Consider the following 19039-nt stretch of genomic DNA (forward strand, 5'->3'; position numbering starts at 1 on the left):
AATCCCGGCGCGACGGGAAGGCCTATCGCGCCGCGAGTTTTGCGGATGCGAACCGGCCTAAAGCACGATGCTTGAAGAGCGTCCTTTGTGCTTCCGAAAGGACGCACGGCGCTCTAGACGCCTTCGACGACGACCATTTCCGCATCCGCCACTTCCTGGCGGATTTTGGCGGCGATCTGGTATTCCGGCGAATTGTAGCAGTCGACGGCATGCTGCATCGAGGGGAATTCGATCACCACGTTGCGGGCGCGCGGCCTTCCCTCGAGTTCGGTGAAGGCGCCGCCGCGCGCGAGGAAATTCGCGCCGTATTTTTCGAAGGCGGGCTTGGCCGCCGCCACATAATCCTTGTAGCGCTCGGCATCGCGAACGTCGACGCGGGCGATCCAGTATCCCTTGGCCATGGTCTTCTCCCTTTTGTCTTGGTTTCGGTCAGCGGTTTGCCGGCCAGAGGGCGCCGACCATTTCGTTGAGCACGGCGCGGGCGGCATCTCTCGGATCGGGCGCCTTGACGATCGGCCGGGCAACGACGAGATGCGTCGCCCCCGCCTTCAGCGCGTCGAACGGCGTCATCACCCGCTTCTGGTCGCCATGGTCGCTGCCCGTCGGTCGAATGCCGGGGGTGACGATCGCCATGTCGGGTCCGACGATCTCGCGCACTTCGGCCGCCTCGGCTGCCGAGCAGACGATGCCGCCCATGCCGGCGGCGCGCGCCTGTCCGGCGCGGCGCAGCACCAGGCTGTGCGGATCCTGGCTGTAGCCGGCGTCCGCAAGGTCCTCGGCATCCATCGAGGTCAGCACGGTGACGCCGAGCAGGCAGAGGCCAGAGCCGGCCGCCGCCTCGACAGCCGCCTTCATCGCCTTGGGATAGGCATGCAGCGTCAGCATCGACATGCCCATCTTGGCGATGTTCTCGACGCCCGAGGCAACGGTGTTGTCGATGTCGAGCAGCTTCATGTCGAGAAAGATCTTCTTGCCGCTTGCGGCGAGATCGCGGGCGAATTCGAGGCCGCCGGCAAAGACCAGCTGATAGCCGATCTTATAGAAGAGAATGTCGTCGCCGAGCGTGGAAACCAGTTTTTCCGCCTCGCCGATCGTTGGAACATCCAGGCCGACGATCAGCCGCTCGCGTGCGTCCATTTCAAGTCACCCCCGCCAGTCTTCGATGGGTGTCCAGTCGCATGTCAGGGCCTGATCCGCAAGGCCGAAAGCATAGAGATTGCCGCCGCCGGCCGGCTGGTCGCGGTCACGGGCGATCGGCCTGCCGGCGAGATGGCATTTGAGCAGCGTGCCGACGCCGCCATGGCCGACGAAGGCGATCGGGGCTGCCGCATCATGCGTGGCAAGAACGGTCTTCACCGCCTCGACGATACGGGCTTGCGCGTCGGCGGCGCGCTCCCAGCCTTTGAAGCTTTCTTCCGGATGGGCGAAGAACCAGTTGGCCGCTTCTTCGAATTGCGGCGGCGGCAGGAAGCCGGTGGCCGAACGGTCGTTCTCGTGCATGCCGTGGACGATCTCGATCTTCGTGCCGGAGGCTTCCGCCAGAATTTCGGCCGTTTCGATCGCCTTTGTCTCGTCGCTGGAGATGATGCGCCGCAATTGCCGCGCCCAGCCACTCTCGGCCGCTTTTCGCGCACGCGCCGCGCCGACATCGGAAAGCCCCCATTTCGGCACCGGCACGTCGGCATCGATCTTGACTTGCGGATGGGTGATATAGAGTCCGAACATCAGCCGCGCCTATAGATCCAGAGCTGCGCCGGCGGAATGTTGCGCATGACGAAGTCGAAATGCTGAATATGGTAGCGGTCGGGATTGGCGGCGATCGGCGAGATCGCGCCATAGGAGATCTGCACCACCGGCCGGCCGGCCGGCAGGCGGTCGAGCAGGCTTTCGAGCAGCGAGACGCGCATCGCCATCGGAAAATTCAGCAGCGGAATGCAGGAAATGACGCAATCGAACGTCTGGTCGCCGAAGGTGCCAAGCGTGGTCTTGAGATCGAAGGCATCGCCGTTGATGAAGTGCACGCCGGGATAGGCGCGCAGCAGATGCTGGTGGAAATCCGTCGAATATTCGATCGCGACCAGATTGTCCGGCTTCACGCCGCGGCCAAGAATGGCTTTAGTGATCGCGCCGGTGCCAGGCCCGAGCTCGAGCACCGGTAGCCCGGAATGCATGTCGATGACGCTTGCCATGCGTTTGGCGGTGATCGAGGAGGTCGGCACGATCGAGCCGACCGTCTTCGGCCCCTGCATCATGCCCCGGAAGAAACGGATTTCTTCATCGAATCTCTTCCCGAGCTGTTCCTTGACCTTGACCCTTAAGCGCATTCTCCACCCATCCGCATGTTGATCGACTGTCTTAATATGCCGCTTGTCGCTGTCGGGACAAGGATTTTCGCAACGAGGATACCGGCATCAACAGCTCATGCGGCTTCCGGCGCCGAACGCGGCATGAGATCAGCAAGCCTTTGGCAAAGATGATCGGCGTCGATAGGCGCGCGCAGCTTCTTGTCGGTATTGTCGAAATAGAGATAGACGTCGCGGCCCTTGTCGGACGCTGCGAGCGGCGCCAGCACCCGCGTCGCATTTTTCGGTTCAACGCCGGTTGCCCAGGCGCGGATGCGTTCGGCCCATAGATCGAGAGCCTCGTCCTCATAGCCGCTGACATAGAGTTGTTCGGAACCATGCAGGCGGCAATAGATGAAATCGGCGGTGATATCCATCAGCAATGGCCATTCCACTGTGTCGGCTGAGACGAGAGCGACATTATGTCGCCGGAGCATTTCGATGAAGTCAGGCGAGCGGAAACTGTCGTGGCGGATTTCCAGTGCGTGGCGGATCGGCTGATCGCCGTCGCTTTGAAGCCAGGCCCGTCCCTTGACATGCCCGTCATGCCGCTTGGCGAGTGCTGTTGCCGCATCGCGGTCCTGCGGCAGCAGCGCCAGGAAATTCTCGAAAAGATCGGCATCGAAAGCCATGTTCGGCGGGAATTGCCAGAGGATCGGCCCAAGCTTGGGCCCGAGCCGCAAGAGGCCGGAAGCGAAGAAATTGGCGAGGGCCGTCTCGATCTCGCGCAGCCGCAGCATATGGGTGATGAAGCGCGGTCCCTTGACCGCGAAGACGAAATCGTCGGGCGTTTCGTCGCGCCAGCGGCCGAAGCTTTCGGAACGCTGCAGGCTGTAGAAGGTGCCGTTGATCTCGATCGACGGGAAATGCCGGGCGGCGTAGGAAAGCTCCTGCTTCTGCGGCAGGTCTTCGGGATAGAACTGCCCGCGCCAGGGCGCATAGGTCCAGCCGGATACGCCGATGCGCACCGTTCCCGCCTTTTTCATCATCGGATCCTCCGTTTTCACAGGAGGAGCAACCCTCCACTTAACAGGAGGAAAAACGGAGACGGATGGCCTTCGTTCCCGTCAGACGCGCATCGGCATCAGCACGTAAAGCGCATCGTCGCCGGCCGTGTCGCGGATCAGCGTCGGCGAACCGGCATCGGCAAGCAGGAAGATCGCTTCCTCGCCGGAAAGCTGCGCGGTGATGTCGAGCAGGTATTTGGCATTGAAGCCGATTTCCATCGCATCCGTGTCGTAGCCGACGGCGACTTCTTCCGTGGCGCTGCCGGAATCCGGATTGTTGACGGTCAGCATCAGCTGTCCCTCGGACAGCGCCAACTTCACGGCACGGCCGCGTTCGGAGGAAATTGTGGAGACGCGGTCGACGGCCTGGGCGAAGGTCGTGCAATCGACGCGCATTTCCTTGTCGTTGCCGGTGGGGATGACCCGCTGGTAATCCGGGAAGGTGCCGTCGATCAGTTTCGAGGTCATGACGATCGAGCCGATCGTCAGCCGGATCTTGGCGTCGGAGACCTCGACGGTCACCGTCACCTCCGGATTGTCGACCAGCTTCTGCAACTCGCCGACCGTCTTGCGCGGAATGATGATGCCGGGCATGCCTTCGGAGCCGGAGGGTGCATCGACATCGGCGCGCGCCAGCCGATGGCCGTCGGTGGCGACTGCCCGGAGCTTCAGCTCGCCCTTGCTCTCGATCGTGTGGAAAAAGATGCCGTTGAGATAATAGCGCGTCTCCTCGGTCGAGATCGCAAACTGCGTGCGGTCGATCAGCATCTTCAGATCGGTCGCCTTCAGCTTGAAGGAATGCGTGAAGGTGCCGGCAGTCAGATCCGGGAAATCGGATTCCGGCAGGCACTGCAGCGAGAATTTCGAGCGGCCGGACTGCACGGTCATCGAGCCGCCATCGCTGCTGGTGGCGAGCAGCACTTCCGAGCCGTCGGGAAGCTTGCGCACGATATCGTAGAGAAGGTGGGCCGGAACGGTGGTGGCGCCTGATTGTTCGACGCTTGCCGGCGTCGCCTCGGTGATTTCGAGGTCGAGGTCGGTCGCCTTCATGTCGAGGTTCTGGCCGTCGGCCTTGAGCAATACGTTGGACAGGATCGGGATCGTGTTGCGACGTTCGACCACGCGGTGCACGTGGTTCAGCGATTTCAACAGGTTTGACCGCTCAATAGTAATACGCATGGAATGCTACCGCTTTCGACCGTGACTGTCCGGGCGCATCGAGCACCCGAAGAATGCTTTCCCGGCCTGAGACCGGGGGAGTGGACGGGCAAAATGGCAGACTTCAGCATCGGATTGCAAGAGGCATGCAGGGCCGAACGCCTGCATTTGCGGTTTTCCAGAGCAATTCTCACAGAAATCCGAACCCTTGCCGAACCCTTGCCGCTCGCCCATAAAGGCGCGATGACGGCGGGACGAAAGCAAATGGCATGAATGAGGAAACGACAGAGCAGGCCGCCACCCGGCGAAGCTTCCGCCTGCACAATATGGCGGTGCCGGCGCGGCCGCTGGAGCCGGCGCTTTATCTGGTCGCCACTCCGATCGGCAATCTCGGCGATATCACACTGCGGGCGCTGGAAACGCTCGCCGGCGCCGATGTGCTCGCCTGTGAGGATACGCGCGTCACCCGCGTGCTGCTCGACCGCTACGGCATCCAGAACCGCCCCTTCGCCTATCACGAATACAATGCCGACGAGGCCGGCCCGCGATTGTTGCAGGCGCTGGAGGCCGGCCGCTCGGTGGCGCTGGTCTCCGATGCCGGCACGCCGCTGGTCTCCGATCCCGGCTATCGGCTGGCGCAGCAGGCGATTGCGGCAGGTTACCGCGTCATCCCCATTCCCGGCGCCTCGGCGCCGCTCGCAGCCCTTGTCGGCTCCGGCCTGCCGAACGATGCCTTCCTCTTCGCCGGCTTCCTGCCGGTCAAGGACAAGGCCCGCCGCGATCGTCTGGGTGAACTCGCCGCAGCCCCGGCGACGCTGATCTTCTTTGAATCGCCGCATCGCATCGGCGCCACGCTGCTTGCCGCCGCCGATGTGCTGGGCACTGCGCGGCCCGCCTCCGTCTGCCGCGAGCTGACCAAGACCTATGAGGAGTTCCGCCGCGGCACGCTTGGCGAGCTTGCCGCACACTATCAGCAGGTGGAAAACGTCAAGGGCGAGATCGTCCTCGTCGTCGGCCCGCCGGAGCCTGTGGAAACGCCCGAGGCCGATGTCGAAGCGGTGCTGGCCGATCTCTCAAAGACCATGCCGACGGCCAAGGCCGCGACCGAGGCGGCCCGCCTCACCGGCCTGCCGCGCAAGGTACTCTACCAGCGCCTGCTGGAGCTGAAGGGAGCCGATGGCCGATAACGATCGCACCGCCCTGAAAAGGAAGGCGCTGCGCCGGGGCCTGATGTCGGAATATGTCGCCGCCGTCTTTCTGATGCTGAAGGGTTATCGCATCCTGGCGCTGCGCCACCGCACCCGGCTCGGCGAGATCGACATTATTGCCCGCAAAGGCGATCTCGCCGTCTTCGTCGAGGTCAAGGCCCGCCATGGTGAGGCCGCGGCCGTCGATGCCGTCTCCGTCATCGCGCAAAAGCGCATACGGGCGGCAAGCGATCTCTGGCTCGCCCGCCAGGCGGACCAGGCCCAGCTTTCCCAACGTTACGATATTGTCGCGGTCATGCCGGGCCGGCTGCCGCGGCATTTTCCCGATGCCTTCTGACCTCTCTTTCAACTGAACACTTTCCCAATCGTTAAACTTTTAGTCCCCGCGTGAACCAGGTCCTTACGACTGTCTGCTACCTCAAATCGCGGTAGGGATAGTAATTGGGGGTTGTTTCATGGCCTGGAAGCTGATGCTTGCAAGTGCGGTCGCCATGGCTGCGCGCTCGGTGCCTTATGCCGTGGTGAAGCCGGCCGGGAAATCCTTCGTCGCGCATGCGAGCGATCTCTTGCCGCTGAAGTCGACGCCGATCAATCCAGACTGGATCGTCAGCGGCAATCCGCAGGCCCGCACCGCAGAACATTCGCGCGGTCACGACGAGGCCTCGCTGACGGCGATCTGGGATTGCACATCAGGTGAATTCCGCTGGTATTTCGGCTGGGACGAGACCGTGATGATCCTCGAAGGCGAGGTTCATATCACCGCCGAGGACGGCACCGAACGCACGCTCTCAGCCGGCGATGTCGCCTTTTTCGCTGGCGGCACCTGGGCGAGCTGGCGGGTCGACAATTACGTCCGCAAGGTTGCCTTCCTGCGCAAGCCTTTCCCCAAGCCCTTGGCGATCGCCTATCGCCTCCGCAACATGCTGCGCAATGGCGGCAATCAGGGCATCGCCGCCTGAGAATTTCCGGCGACTATGCTTTTTGTTTTTGCGCAATTCCCGGCAAGAGCGCTTCGCGCTTTGCCTGGGAAACCGCTTCACACTTTTCCTGGAATTGCTTTTAATCCGGCTGAGGCGGGGCGGTCGTTTCCCCCTCTAAAACCTCGCAGGCAAACAGGATCGGATCGTCGAGTTCGGGCGCGGTCTGCTTGTTCAGCAGAACGGCGACCGCGGCGGCGGCGACGTCCTGGATCGGCTGCTTCACCGTCGTCAGGCGCGGCGTCGTCATGCTAGCAAGCGGGATACCGTCGAAGCCGACGATGGAAAGGGCTGCAGGAACCGGAATTCCCAGATCATGCGCCGCCCGCATGCAGCCGATCGCCTGCTGGTCCGAACTGGCAAAGATCGCCGTCGGCCGCTCGTTGCGCGCCCGCGCCAGAAGATAATTTCCCGCCGAACGGCCGCTCTCATAGTCGAAAGCCGCCTCGGCAATCAGCGGCGGTCCGGCCATTGTCGCGCCGCCGTCCGCCTGCTCCCCCGCCTGTTCGATTGCGTCGAGATAACCCCTGAGGCGGTCATTGGCGGGGACGGAGTGTCCGGGTCCTGAGATGAAGCCGATGCGGCGATGGCCGAGTTTCAGAAGGTGCTCGACACCCAAGCGAACGCCATTGCGGTGATCGGCGGCAATGCCGGAATATCCGGGCATCAGACGGTCGACGACGACGATCGGCAATCCTTTCGGCAGCTTGATCGTATGGAAATCATTGCTGGGAACGAGAATGATGCCGTCGACCTTCCGGCTCGTCAGCTGCTTGATCCGATCGGCCTCCTTGGCCGCATGATCGAGCGAGGTCATGACGATGATATTATAGCCGTGATTGGCCGCCGCCTGCTCCGCCGATTGCACGAGTTCGGAGAAGAACGGATTGGTCAGATCCGGGATGACGATGCCGATCAGGCGGCTGACCTTGCTGCGCATGCTTCTTGCCGACGGGTCGGGCAGATAACCCAGGTCCTTGATGATCTCTCCGACCCGCGCCCGCAATTCCTTGGTCACCGAGGGATGATCGTTCAAGACTCGGGAAACGGTGCCGGTGGAAACACCCGCGAGCCTGGCAACGTCCCTGATTCCGACCTTTGACATGATTGAAATAGATGCCCTTCATCTTCGCCTGCGCAACACGCCCGAGGGCGCCTGATCCTGGCTTCCAGCTAATGGTCTTCAGGCCCCTAGTCAAAGGGCCGTGTCTCGGTTCCGGCGGCGGAACATCAGAGCAGCGCCAGCCCGAACACATGGAAACGGTTCATCGTGCGCATGTCAATATGCGTTAAGCGTTGCAATGCGGCTCGCTCTATGGCGCAGTTTTGGCTGCTTGACAATTTTCGGAGGCGTGTTACCCATTTGGCGTTGGAAACGGTTCATTTGCCGCGGGCAACTCAGATGGAGCTGAGCCCAGGGCCGTTCGGGAGGAAAAAATGTCCAATTTTAAGCGTGAATCCGTCTTGATCAATGCACCGCGCCGTGCGGCCTTGAAGCTCGGCCTCGCCGGCACTCTGGTGCTGGCGCTGTCCTGCAGCGTATCGCCGGCCTTTGCGGCCGAGAAGCCGAAGGTCGGCCTGATCATGAAATCCTTGTCGAATGAGTTCTTCAAGCAGATGAAGGCCGGCGCCGATAAATATGCGGCCGAGAACAAGGACAAGTTCGATTTCAAAGCCGTCGGCATGAAAGACGAGCGTGACTTCGCCTCGCAGGTCGACGCCGTCGAGAACTTCGTCACCCAGAAATACGATATCATCGTCGTCGCACCGGCCGATTCAAAGGCAATGGCAACGCCGCTGGCAAAGGCGGTCAAGGCTGGCGTCAAGGTCATCAATATCGACGTGCCGCTCGATGCCGATGCCAAGAAGAAGGCCGGTATCGATCTGGCTTTCTTCGGTCCTGACAACAAGGAAGGCGCAAAGCTTGCCGGCGATGCGCTTGCCAAGGATCTGGGTCCCGGCGCCAAGGTGGTCATCCTCGAGGGCAACCCCGAGGCCGACAATGCCAAGGAGCGCAAGGAAGGCTTCATGGACTCCGTCAAATCGGGCAAGCTCGAGCTTCTCGACAGCAAGACCGCCCATTGGGAGACCGAAGAAGCCAACACCGTCATGACGAATTTCCTGACGAAGTATAAGGATATTCAAGGCGTGATGGCGGCCAACGACTCCATGGCGCTCGGCGTCGTCAAGGCCCTCGATGCGGCCGGCCAGGCCGGCAAGATCAAGGTCGTCGGCTTCGACAACATCCCGCCGGTTCAGCCGCTGATCAAGGATGGCAAGATGCTCGCCACCGTCGAGCAGTACGGCGCGCAGATGGCCGTCATGGGCATCGACTATGGCATGCGGGAACTTGCCGGCGAAAAATTCACCGGCTGGGTCAAGACCGACGTCAAGCTCGTCACCTCTGCCGATCTGAAATAATCGGGATTTCCGACGACAGGACAAAGAGGCGCCGGCTTGCTGCCGGCGCCAACGACTACCAACCGATCGACGCGTTGATTGCTCCGGAGGAGGCTTGTTTCGAGCCTCTCCGATGCGCCTTCCGTGGAGGATCGCCTAATCGTGCATGAGGTCGACGTGTCAGACGCAGCAGATGACGACATCCTGAGGCTGGAAGGAATCGGCAAGCGCTTCCCGGGCGTCGTGGCGCTCAAGGATGTCTCGATGCGGATCGGCCGCGGCAAAGGGCACGTTCTCCTCGGCGAAAACGGTGCCGGAAAGTCGACGCTGATCAATCTGCTCGGCGGTGTCTTCAGGCCGGATGATGGCCATATCCTGTTCGACGGCAAGCCTTACCATCCGGCCTCGCCGCTTGAGGCCTTCAAGGCCGGCATCCGTGTCATTCACCAGGAATTGCATCCCCTCTCCAACCTGACGGTTGCCGAAAACCTGCTCTTCGAACATCTGCCGCGCCGATACGGCCTAGTGAACTACAAGGCGATGAACGCCAGAGCGGCCGAACTCCTCGAAGAGGTCGGCCTCGATGTCGCCCCGACGACACTGGCGAGCCGCCTCAGTGTCGCGCAGCTGCAGCTGGTCGAGATCGCCAAGGCGCTGTGTTACGAAAGCAAGCTTCTCGTTCTCGACGAACCGACGGCGACCCTGACCTCTAAGGAGGTCGATCGCCTCTTCGAAATTCTGAAGCGCTTGAAGCAGCGCGGCGTCACCACGCTCTATATCTCCCACCGTCTGGAGGAGATCTTCGACGTCGGTGACGATGTGACGGTGCTGCGCGACGGCCAGCATGTGATCACCCGGCCGCTCTCCGGACTTGAGATCCCCGAGATCGTCGAGTTGATGGTCGGACGCAAGCTTGCCGATCACGGCATTTTTAAAGGCGACAGCACGGTATCCGGCGAAGCGCTCGGTGTCTCCGGTCTGAAGGTGACGCGCAACAGCCCCGAACTGTCCTTTTCCGTCGGCAAGGGCGAAATCGTCGGCATCGCCGGCCTTGTCGGCAGCGGCCGCACCGAGGCTGTGCGCGCCCTCTTCGGCGCCGACCTCAAAGCCGCAGGTGAAATTCGCCTGAACGGCGAGCCGGTCGAGATCAATTCGCCGAAGGATGCGGTGGCCGCCGGCCTGTGCCTGGCGACCGAAGACCGCAAGATGCAGGGCCTGATGCTCGATATGAGCTGCGCCCAGAATGCCACCATCACCGATCTCGGCAAGATCTCCCGCAACGGCTTGATCAACCGGAAAGCGGAGGACGATCATTCGCAGCGCCTCGTGCGCGAACTGCGGATCAAGACACCCTCGATTCACCAGGCCGTCAGGACCTTTTCCGGAGGCAACCAGCAAAAGGTCGTCATCGCCAAATGGCTGTTTCGCGGCCCAAAGGTGCTGATCTTCGATGAGCCGACCCGCGGCATCGACGTCGGCGCCAAGGCTGAAATCTATGAACTCCTGTGGAAGTTCGCAGCCGAAGGAAAAGGTGTCCTGGTCGTATCTTCGGACTTGCCGGAGCTGATGGGTATCTGCCATCGCATCATCGTCTTCTCCGACGGCAAGATCGCGGGCGAAATCGTTCGGGAACAATTTGACGAAAGCAGGATCCTTTCGCTCGCCTACAAGGAGTACAGCCGTGTCCGCCAGCATTGAAAAACAGACCGAGGCGAAAGAGGCGCGCTTCTGGGACAAGCTTATCCGGATCTCGATGAAGGAGGCGGGCGTCGCCATTGCCCTCATCCTGATCCTGGCGTTTTTCTCGGCGACGGCACCCTATTTCGCCACGCCTGAGAATTTCCTGAAGATCTTCGTGCAGATCGCCATCAACACCGTGCTTGCCGCGGGCATGACCTTCGTCATCCTCGTCGGCGGCATCGATCTCTCGGTGGGATCGCTCCTTGCCCTTTGCACGGTGATCGGCGCCACGATCATGATCAATCCGGCGTTTTCGCCCTGGCAGGCGATTGTTCTCGCCTGTCTGGCCTCGATGGGCACCGGTGCTGCGCTTGGCGCCGTCAATGGTTGGATCTGCGAGAAGTGGAAGCTTCCCTCCTTCATCGTCACCCTCGGCATGCTGAACGTCGCAAGCGGCCTGGCCCGCGTCGTCAGCGACAATTCGACGATCACCGGTCTGCCGCAGCCTTTCGTCGATTTCGGCAACCTGATCTTCTGGGGCATATTCCCGTCGATCTTCATGATTGCGATCGTCGTCGTCCTGATTGGCTGGTTCGTGCTGCGCTACACCGTCTTCGGCCGCTTCGTCTTCGCGATCGGCACCAATGAAGAGGCTGTCCGTCTCTCGGGGCATCAGCCGAAGCGATACAAGATCGCCGTCTTCACCATCTCAGGGCTGACCGCCGGTATCGCCGCCATGGTCTATCTGCTGCGTCTCAATGTCGGCAGCCCGGTCGCCGGCATCGGCTACGAGCTGAACGCCATTGCCGCCGTCATCATCGGCGGCACCAGCCTCTCGGGCGGCAAGGGCTCGATCATCGGCACGTTGGTCGGGGCCTGCATTCTGCAGGTGCTGTCGACCGGATTGCAGCTGCTCGGCGCTGACGACAATATCAAGCCGATCGTCATCGGCGCCGTCATCGTGCTCGCCGTCATTCTCGACAGCTATCGCGGCCGGCTGATGCGGATCCTTGAAACACGGTAATTAGGTGGCGCCGGAAGCCTTTGATTGACCGTTGCGTTTGATACCGGGCCGACCTACATCTGTCCGGCATTCAGCGAGGGACGGAAATGGCCAAGATCACCAATGTAGCGGTCCAGATGGATCATGTCGCCGGCATCAATATTGCGGGCGACTCCACCTTCGCCATGAGCCTGGAAGCCCAGGCACGCGGCTACCGGCTGTTCCATTACACGCCTGAGCGCCTGAGCTTCCGCGACGGCAAGCTCTATGCCAGCGTCGAGCCGATGCTGCTGCGCGACGTCAAGGGCGATCACTTCGAGCTTGGCGCGCCTGAGCGCGTCGATCTTTCCACAATGGATGTCGTGCTGCTGCGCCAGGACCCGCCCTTCGACATGGCCTATATCACCTCGACGCATCTGCTCGAGCGCATCCACCCGAAGACGCTTGTCGTCAATGATCCGGCCTGGGTGCGCAATTCGCCCGAAAAGATCTTCGTCACCGAATTCTCCGACCTGATGCCGAAGACGCTGATCACCAAGGATGCCGCCGAGATTCGCCGCTTCCGCGACGAGATGGGCGATATCATCCTGAAGCCGCTTTACGGCAATGGCGGCGCTGGCGTCTTCCATTCGACCCGCGACGACCGCAACCTCTCCTCGCTGCTCGAAATGTTCGGCCAGCTTTTCCGCGAGCCCTTCATCGCCCAGCAATATCTGCCTGATGTGCGCAAGGGCGACAAACGCATCATCCTCGTCGACGGCGAATTCGCCGGCGCCATCAACCGCGTGCCGGCCGAACATGACAGCCGCTCCAACATGCATGTCGGCGGCCGCGCCGAGGCGACCGAGCTGACGCCGCGCGAGAAGGAAATCTGCGAACGGATCGGCCCGGCGCTGCGAGACCGCGGCTTCCTGCTCGTCGGCATCGATGTGATCGGCGATTACATGACTGAGATCAACGTGACGTCGCCGACAGGCATCCGCGAGGTCAAGAAGTTCGGCGGCGCCGATATCGCAAGCCTGCTCTGGGATGCGATCGAGCGCAAGCGCGGCTGAGCCTGCGGCGCTGCGACCCCACGCAGCCACTGTGACCGGGTACAACCTTGGTCACAGTCTATATCTGACTACGTTCCTTTCTTGTTCTTGTTTTATTCCCGCTTCCGTGCCAGATTGCAACCGCTGGCCCTGAAGGGTTGCGGGCGGTATAAGAGTTTGCGGGCAGGGGGATGGGTTTATGGTCGCGCGTGTCAGTACGGTGGCATTTCAGGGCATCGAAGGGGTGCCGGTCGAGGTCCAGGTCATGATCGCGCCTGGCAAGATCGGCATGCAGATTGTCGGCCTGCCTGACAAGGCGGTGGCCGAAAGCCGCGAGCGTGTGCAGGCCGCCCTTCATGCCTCCGGCCTGGCGCTGCCGGGCAAGCGGGTAACCGTCAATCTGGCGCCGGCCGATCTGCCGAAAGAGGGTTCGCATTTCGATCTTCCCATCGCGCTTGCCCTGATGGCCGCACTCGGCGCCATTCCCGCCGATGCACTGTCGGAGTATGTCGTCGTCGGCGAGCTCAACCTCGATGGCACGATCGCCGCCATATCGGGCGCGCTGCCGGCAGCCATCGGCGCTAATGCGCTCGGCAAGGGGCTGATCTGCCCGGCCGAAAGCGGCGCCGAGGCCGCCTGGGCCGGCGCCGAGGTCAATATCCTCGCCCCGCGCAGCCTGATTGCCCTTGCCAATCATTTTCGCGGCACGCAGGTACTATCTAGGCCGGAAGCATCGATCCGCGCCAATGCCGCCAACCTGCCGGATCTTGCCGAGATCAAGGGCCAGGAAAGCGCCAAGCGTGCGCTCGAAGTGGCGGCCGCCGGCGGCCACAATCTGCTGATGGTCGGGCCTCCCGGTTCCGGCAAATCGATGCTGGCGGCAAGGCTGCCGTCGATCCTGCCGCCGCTCTCGGCCGCCGAGCTGCTTGAAGTCTCGATGGTCCATTCGATCGCCGGCCAGCTCACCGGCGGCAAGCTGTCCGACCGCCGGCCGTTCCGCACCCCACATCATTCCGCCACCATGGCGGCCCTCGTCGGTGGCGGCATCCGCGCCCGGCCCGGCGAAGCCTCGCTTGCCCATCACGGCGTGCTCTTCCTCGACGAGTTCCCCGAATTCACGCCGCAGGCTCTGGATGCGCTGCGCCAGCCGCTCGAAGGCGGCGAATGCGTCATCGCCCGCGCCAACCACCGCGTTTCCTATCCGGCGAAATTCCAGCTGATCGCGGCGATGAACCCCTGCCGCTGCGGCATGGCCGGCGAGCCGGGCCACACCTGCGCCCGCGGCCCGCGCTGCATGAGCGATTACCAGGCCCGCATCTCCGGTCCGCTGATGGACCGCATCGATATCCGCATCGACGTGCCCGCGGTCTCCGCCGCCGATCTGATCCGGCCGATGGCGGCGGAAACCAGCGCCGACGTCGCCCGCCGCGTCGCCCGCGCCCGCGAGATCCAGCAGCAGCGTTTCGAGGCCGCCGGCGCCAAGGGCATCGGCACCAACGCCCGCTGCTCCACATCCATGATCGAAAAACTCGCCGAACCCGACGCCGGCGGCCTGCAGCTCTTGCGCGATGCCGCCGAAAAAATGAAATTCTCCGCCCGCGGCTACCACCGCGTCCTCAAGGTCGCCCGCACGCTGGCCGACCTCGACGGCAAACCGACGGTCGGCCGTATCCATCTGGCGGAGGCGATCTCCTACAGGATCGCTGGCGAGAGGTTGACGGCGGCGGCCTGAGAAGGGCGGATGCCGCAGATATCTTGGATCGCGCTTGCGCTGGTGGCTGCTACTCAGCGACATTCCCACTGAGCGCTGCCGGATTATGAAACTACGTCGCCGCCGGCGAACCCAAGCTTCGGGACGATTGATTGCTGCCATAGCGGGCGTGCTGCCGGCTGCGATCGCCGTTGGCACGGGGCTGATCTGCCGCAAGTGGTGCCGAAGCTGACTAAGACGCCGATTTGAGCGTCCCTCTGTGTTGCTTATCCGTTAGGGGTAAGGGCCTCTCCTCACTTCGTCGCTCTTTACAAATATTAGCTTCGGCTGAAAAATTTCGAGAAGGATGGCGGTACGTTCGACATAGTCGATCGGAGGTAACGGATGAGAAAGCCTGTTGCCGGGGATGCTTATGAGTAACGAATATCCGGGCTCGAATGCCAAGCCCTTGGAAGTTCTAGACTTGGCAAATGCCTACTCTCGCGCTTCCAAACTCCTGTTTAGCAGTGGTCAGAAGCAAGTTGTGCTATCTATTGCGCCGGCTCGAATGTGCGCCATTCACGCTATTGAACTCTATCTAAATGCCTTTCTCCGCCACGAGGGCGTTGCTCCAAAGGAAATACGAAAACGGATGCACAACCTCGCTGAGCCAACGTTTGTTGCTAAACTTCAACTGAGAAAAAAGACCGCCCGGCATCTGGAGGCAATGACAGCAAAGCGTGAGTACATCATATCGCGCTATGCTCCGGAGCGAACGAGAGAGCACACGGAGTTGAATCGTTTGACCGCGACGCTGAAGGAGGTCATGGCGAAAGTCGGCAAACATTTGGATTCAACCAGCTCGGGTGGGACATCGACATTCGTTATTACGAACTAACGCAGAACTTCGTCCCACTTCGATTGGGATGCAGGTGACGGCACAAAAGAAGGGGCGCCGAAGCGCCCCGATATTTTGCAAGAAATTGCCGGAGGAAAGAGCGGGCCACAGCTAACTTTAGCTGCCCAGCCCTTCAAACAGCGCCGTCGAAAGATAACGCTCCGCAAAGGACGGAATGATCACGACGATGTTCTTGCCGGCATTCTCCGGACGGCTTCCGACCTTGATCGCCGCCGCCAGCGCCGCGCCCGAGGAGATGCCGACCGGCACGCCTTCGAGCCTTGCGACGAGGCGCGCCTGTTCGAAGGCCTCGTCGTTGGTGACGGTCACGACCTCGTCATAGATGCCGGTATCGAGGATTTTTGGGGCGAAGCCGGCGCCGATGCCCTGGATTTTGTGCGGGCCGGGATTGCCGCCGGAGAGGATCGGGGAATCGGCGGGCTCGACGGCGATGATCTGGATTTCGGGTTTGCGGCTCTTCAGCACCTGGCCGACGCCGGTGATCGTGCCGCCGGTGCCGATGCCTGATATGACGATGTCGACGGCGCCTTCGGTGTCGTTCCAGATTTCCTCGGCCGTCGTCTTGCGGTGGATCTCGGGATTATCCGGATTTTCGAACTGCTGCGGAATGATGGCGTCGGGAAGCGACCCTGCCAGTTCCTCGGCCTTGGCAATGGCGCCCTTCATGCCCTTCGGGCCTTCGGTCAGCACCAGCTCGGCGCCGAGCAGCGCCAGCATCTTGCGGCGCTCGACCGACATGGTTTCCGGCATGGTCAGGATCAGCCGATAGCCCTTGGCGGCGGCGGCAAAGGCGAGCGCGATGCCGGTGTTGCCGGAGGTCGGCTCGATCAGCACCGTCTTCCCTGGCGTGATCTTGCCCTGTGCTTCCAGGCCTTCGATCATCGCCACGCCGATGCGGTCCTTGACGGAGGCGATCGGGTTGAAGAATTCGAGTTTGCCGATCAGATTTGCTACCACGCCCTTTTCCCGCGCCAGCTTGTCGAAGCGCACGAGCGGCGTGTTGCCGATGGTCTCGGTGATCGAGGAATAGATGCGGCCGCGGCCGGGCTTGTGCGACATGAGTGCCTCCCTTTGAAATCCTGTTCCTGAAATCAGGAGGAGAATAGGGTCAAAGGGCTGAAGAGACCAGACCGCGTTCGTATAGGGAGAGCGGGACGCGGAGAAAAAAAGCTTTGAAAACCGTTTCTTGCCGGATGTTTATTTCAGGCCGCCCGCGTGGCGATGAAGGCCGCCGTGCCGGCGAGGATGCCGGCCGCAACCCGGTTCAGCGCCTTCAAGGCATGCGGCTTTTTCAGCATCGTCCGGGCTCGCGAAGCCAGCAGCATATAGGGCACCAGCACCACGATCAGCACCACGAAGGTGACGGCGAGCAGCATCGCGTAGTCGCGGAGGCTGATATTGCCGATATCGATCAGCGTCGGCGCCAGCGCGACATAAAACAGCATGGTTTTCGGATTGCCGAGCGTCACCAGCAGGCCGGAGAGGAAGGACAGGCCGATATTGCTGGATTTCTTCGCCGCGATATCTTGCGGCAGCAGTCCCGCCGTCCAGAGTTTCCAGGCGATATAGCCGAGATAGAGGGCGCCGGCGATTTTGATCGCGATGAACACCTCGGTGAAGGTCTGCGCCACGAAGGCGAGGCCGAGAATGACCGCGGTGAGATAGGTCATGTCGCCGAGCACCAGTCCGAGACCCATGAAGAAGGTCTCGCGGAAATTCGAGCCGAGCGCGCGGGCGACGATCGCGGTAATCCCCGGTCCGGGAATGGCAGCGGCGATGAACAGCGCTCCGGCATAGGCGATCAGGGCGGTAAGGCTCATCTTTGATATCCACGAGATTGGGCAGCCTCTCCATAGGCGCGCGTCGCGGCTTCATCAATGCTTCGGCGCTGATCGGTCCATCATCATAAGGAATAGGTCTGCGGCACCATGATCCACTTGGAAAGCGATCCGGCCTTGCTAGTTCTCTTTCTGCACGCGCGCCGCGACCGTCCTTTGGGCCTCTCGAACAGGCGCGCGGCGCTCTCGAGATTTTGATCACCAAGGAGAGAATTGATGTCCCCGACCTCAGCCGAAACCCGCAGGCTCTCGCCGCTCAAGACGCCTTCCACCCTGCCGACCAACGCCGTCACCGATATTTCGGCGGCGCTGACCGCGCTGCTTGCCGATGTCTTCGCGCTTTATATGAAAACCAAGAACTTCCATTGGCACATGTCCGGCCCGCATTTCCGCGATTATCATCTGCTGCTCGATGAACAGGCGGAGCAGATCTTCGCGATGACCGACGACATTGCCGAGCGCGCCCGCAAGATCGGCGGCGTGACGCTGCGCTCCATTGGCCAGATCTCCCGCCAGCAGCGCATCGCCGACAATGACGCGGATTTCGTCACGCCCGAGGACATGCTGTCGGAACTGCGCGAGGATAACGGTCAGCTCGTTTCGCTGCTGCGCGAGGTGCACGATCTCTGCGACGAGCACAATGATGTCGCGACCGCCAGCCTGATCGAGAACTGGATCGACGAGTCCGAGCGCCGCACCTGGTTCCTGTTCGAAACGACCCGGCGGCAGAAATAATATCAGCAGTCGGGGCGTGGTGTCATCTGTGCGGCACGCCCGGCTCTCAGCCTTGGAGTGCCCGCGGCCGCAGCCATCTTGGGCTCCAGCCGAGGTTCATGCCGGCCGCGGCAATGAGGATGATTGCGGCGCCGGCGATCTGCATCGGCTGCAGCGCGTGGCCGAAGGCCAGCCGGTCGACGAGGATTGCCGCGATCGGATAGAGAAAGGACAGGGCGCCTGTGAGATGCGTCGGCAGCCTCTGGATCGCGCCATAGAGCAGCACATACATCAGCCCGGTATGGACGACGCCGACGGTGATGAGGATCGCCCATGTCCCGAGATCCGTGGGCGGATGGGAAAAGTCGGTCATCGGCGCCAGCATCAGCATGCCGGTCGCGACCTGGATCAGCGCGATCAGATGCGGCGGCGTGCCTTTCAGCCATTTCGCGGCAAGCGCTGCCAGCGCATAGAAGAAGGCCGCGCCCAGCGCCATCAGGATGCCGAGGCCGTAGCCGTCGACCGTATTGCCGCTCCCACCCGGTTTTGCCTGAACGATCGCCACCATGCCGGCGAAGGCAAGCATCAGCCAGAACAGCTTGGTGGCGGTGATCTTTTCGCCGAGAAACAGCGCGCCGAGCATCAGCAGCATGAAGGGCTGGGTATTGTAGACGGTCGTGGCGATCGAGATCGTCGCATGCGAGTAGGAGGCAAACAGCAGCAGCCAGTTCAAGACGATGGCGACGCCGCCGAAGACGGCAATGCCGAAGGTGCGCCACGTGAGGATGCCGGGCCGCAGCAACCCGAGTGCGCCGCAGATGACGAGCAGGGTGAGTGCGCCGAACAGGCAGCGCCAGAAAACCACGCCGCTGACCGGCTGGCCGGAGATGACGACGAACCAGCCGATCGTCCCCGAGATCAGCATCGCCGCCGTCATCTCCGCCGTGCCTCTTTTGATATCGCCACTCATGATCACCTCCGTTTTCTATGACATCAGAATATTGCGGAGGTGCACGATTTTATATAGTTATAAAAAGGAGTATGATCTAAATCACCTAATCATATGAGG

Annotated in this window: 20 protein-coding genes; 10 read left to right on the forward strand and 10 right to left on the reverse strand. The window is 61.8% G+C overall.

Annotated features, from left to right (window positions below; translation table 11 throughout):
• Positions 1 to 113: 113 nt before the first annotated feature.
• The 6 genes from CO657_RS22040 to dnaN form a co-directional block, all read right to left on the reverse strand.
• The gene (locus CO657_RS22040) at positions 114 to 401 is read right to left on the reverse strand and encodes a DUF1330 domain-containing protein (RefSeq protein WP_012559686.1); all 288 of its coding nucleotides are present in this window, start codon (positions 399 to 401) and stop codon (positions 114 to 116) included.
• Between the two features lie 28 nt (positions 402 to 429).
• A complete protein-coding gene (gene pyrF, locus CO657_RS22045; protein WP_012559687.1) occupies positions 430 to 1137 on the reverse strand; it encodes an orotidine-5'-phosphate decarboxylase in 708 nt (235 codons plus the stop codon).
• A 6-nt stretch (positions 1138 to 1143) separates the two neighbouring features.
• Positions 1144 to 1725 carry a histidine phosphatase family protein gene (locus CO657_RS22050; RefSeq protein ID WP_054182073.1) on the reverse strand — a complete coding sequence of 194 codons (582 nt, stop codon included), beginning with the start codon at positions 1723 to 1725 and terminating at the stop codon, positions 1144 to 1146.
• Entirely contained in the window at positions 1725 to 2324 is a 600-nt protein-coding gene (gene pmtA / locus CO657_RS22055; protein ID WP_003589079.1) for a phospholipid N-methyltransferase PmtA, read from the reverse strand. The genes CO657_RS22050 and pmtA overlap by 1 nt, the downstream gene beginning before the upstream one ends.
• 95 nt (positions 2325 to 2419) lie before the next feature.
• The gene (locus CO657_RS22060; protein WP_054182072.1) at positions 2420 to 3331 is read right to left on the reverse strand and encodes a DUF72 domain-containing protein; all 912 of its coding nucleotides are present in this window, start codon (positions 3329 to 3331) and stop codon (positions 2420 to 2422) included.
• A 78-nt stretch (positions 3332 to 3409) separates the two neighbouring features.
• Positions 3410 to 4528, reverse strand: coding sequence for a DNA polymerase III subunit beta (gene dnaN, locus CO657_RS22065; RefSeq protein ID WP_012559690.1), 1119 nt, complete (start codon positions 4526 to 4528; stop codon positions 3410 to 3412).
• A gap of 248 nt (positions 4529 to 4776) precedes the next feature.
• On the opposite strand from dnaN, the gene rsmI reads away from it, so the two are divergent.
• The 3 genes from rsmI (at position 4777) to CO657_RS22085 (ending at position 6674) form a co-directional block, all read left to right on the forward strand.
• Positions 4777 to 5694, forward strand: a complete 918-nt coding sequence (gene rsmI / locus CO657_RS22075; protein WP_054182071.1) for a 16S rRNA (cytidine(1402)-2'-O)-methyltransferase — start codon at positions 4777 to 4779, stop codon at positions 5692 to 5694.
• Positions 5684 to 6052, forward strand: a complete 369-nt coding sequence (locus CO657_RS22080) for a YraN family protein (RefSeq protein ID WP_054182070.1) — start codon at positions 5684 to 5686, stop codon at positions 6050 to 6052. The genes rsmI and CO657_RS22080 overlap by 11 nt, the downstream gene beginning before the upstream one ends.
• Positions 6053 to 6170: 118 nt before the next feature.
• A complete protein-coding gene (locus CO657_RS22085) occupies positions 6171 to 6674 on the forward strand; it encodes a cupin domain-containing protein (protein ID WP_054182069.1) in 504 nt (167 codons plus the stop codon).
• Positions 6675 to 6774: 100 nt separating this feature from the next.
• Here CO657_RS22085 and CO657_RS22090 read toward each other — a convergent pair whose 3' ends face one another.
• Entirely contained in the window at positions 6775 to 7797 is a 1023-nt protein-coding gene (locus CO657_RS22090; protein WP_054182068.1) for a LacI family DNA-binding transcriptional regulator, read from the reverse strand.
• A 332-nt stretch (positions 7798 to 8129) separates the two neighbouring features.
• On the opposite strand from CO657_RS22090, the gene CO657_RS22095 reads away from it, so the two are divergent.
• From CO657_RS22095 to CO657_RS22120, 6 genes are all read left to right on the forward strand, one after another.
• A complete protein-coding gene (locus CO657_RS22095) occupies positions 8130 to 9113 on the forward strand; it encodes a sugar ABC transporter substrate-binding protein (RefSeq protein WP_054182067.1) in 984 nt (327 codons plus the stop codon).
• A 156-nt stretch (positions 9114 to 9269) separates the two neighbouring features.
• Positions 9270 to 10790: a sugar ABC transporter ATP-binding protein gene (locus CO657_RS22100; protein ID WP_054182257.1), complete on the forward strand. Its 1521-nt coding sequence runs from the start codon at positions 9270 to 9272 to the stop codon at positions 10788 to 10790.
• A complete protein-coding gene (locus tag CO657_RS22105; protein ID WP_054182066.1) occupies positions 10774 to 11796 on the forward strand; it encodes an ABC transporter permease in 1023 nt (340 codons plus the stop codon). The genes CO657_RS22100 and CO657_RS22105 overlap by 17 nt, the downstream gene beginning before the upstream one ends.
• 86 nt (positions 11797 to 11882) lie before the next feature.
• On the forward strand, positions 11883 to 12830 hold the full coding sequence (gene gshB, locus CO657_RS22110; RefSeq protein ID WP_054182065.1) for a glutathione synthase: 948 nt from the start codon (positions 11883 to 11885) through the stop codon (positions 12828 to 12830).
• Positions 12831 to 13008: 178 nt separating this feature from the next.
• Positions 13009 to 14541, forward strand: a complete 1533-nt coding sequence (locus CO657_RS22115; RefSeq protein WP_054182064.1) for a YifB family Mg chelatase-like AAA ATPase — start codon at positions 13009 to 13011, stop codon at positions 14539 to 14541.
• 391 nt (positions 14542 to 14932) lie between these two features.
• Complete coding sequence (locus CO657_RS22120; protein WP_012559700.1) at positions 14933 to 15397, forward strand: hypothetical protein; 465 nt, start codon at positions 14933 to 14935, stop codon at positions 15395 to 15397.
• Between the two features lie 117 nt (positions 15398 to 15514).
• Here the strand turns inward: CO657_RS22120 and cysK are convergent, their stop codons facing one another.
• Both cysK and CO657_RS22130 read right to left on the reverse strand, forming a co-directional pair.
• Positions 15515 to 16477, reverse strand: coding sequence for a cysteine synthase A (gene cysK / locus CO657_RS22125; RefSeq protein ID WP_012559701.1), 963 nt, complete (start codon positions 16475 to 16477; stop codon positions 15515 to 15517).
• 143 nt (positions 16478 to 16620) lie between these two features.
• Positions 16621 to 17238 (reverse strand): LysE family translocator, encoded by a 618-nt coding sequence (locus CO657_RS22130; RefSeq protein WP_012559702.1) that lies wholly within the window; start codon positions 17236 to 17238, stop codon positions 16621 to 16623.
• Between the two features lie 234 nt (positions 17239 to 17472).
• Here CO657_RS22130 and CO657_RS22135 point away from each other — a divergent pair, with 234 nt between their 5' ends.
• Positions 17473 to 17991 carry a Dps family protein gene (locus CO657_RS22135; RefSeq protein ID WP_012559703.1) on the forward strand — a complete coding sequence of 173 codons (519 nt, stop codon included), beginning with the start codon at positions 17473 to 17475 and terminating at the stop codon, positions 17989 to 17991.
• 46 nt (positions 17992 to 18037) lie between these two features.
• On the opposite strand, the gene CO657_RS22140 is transcribed toward CO657_RS22135, so the two are convergent.
• On the reverse strand, positions 18038 to 18940 hold the full coding sequence (locus CO657_RS22140; RefSeq protein WP_012559704.1) for a DMT family transporter: 903 nt from the start codon (positions 18938 to 18940) through the stop codon (positions 18038 to 18040).
• Positions 18941 to 19039 lie beyond the last annotated feature (99 nt).

Source organism: Rhizobium acidisoli (assembly GCF_002531755.2).
GTDB classification, from domain to species: Bacteria; Pseudomonadota; Alphaproteobacteria; order Rhizobiales; family Rhizobiaceae; genus Rhizobium; species Rhizobium acidisoli.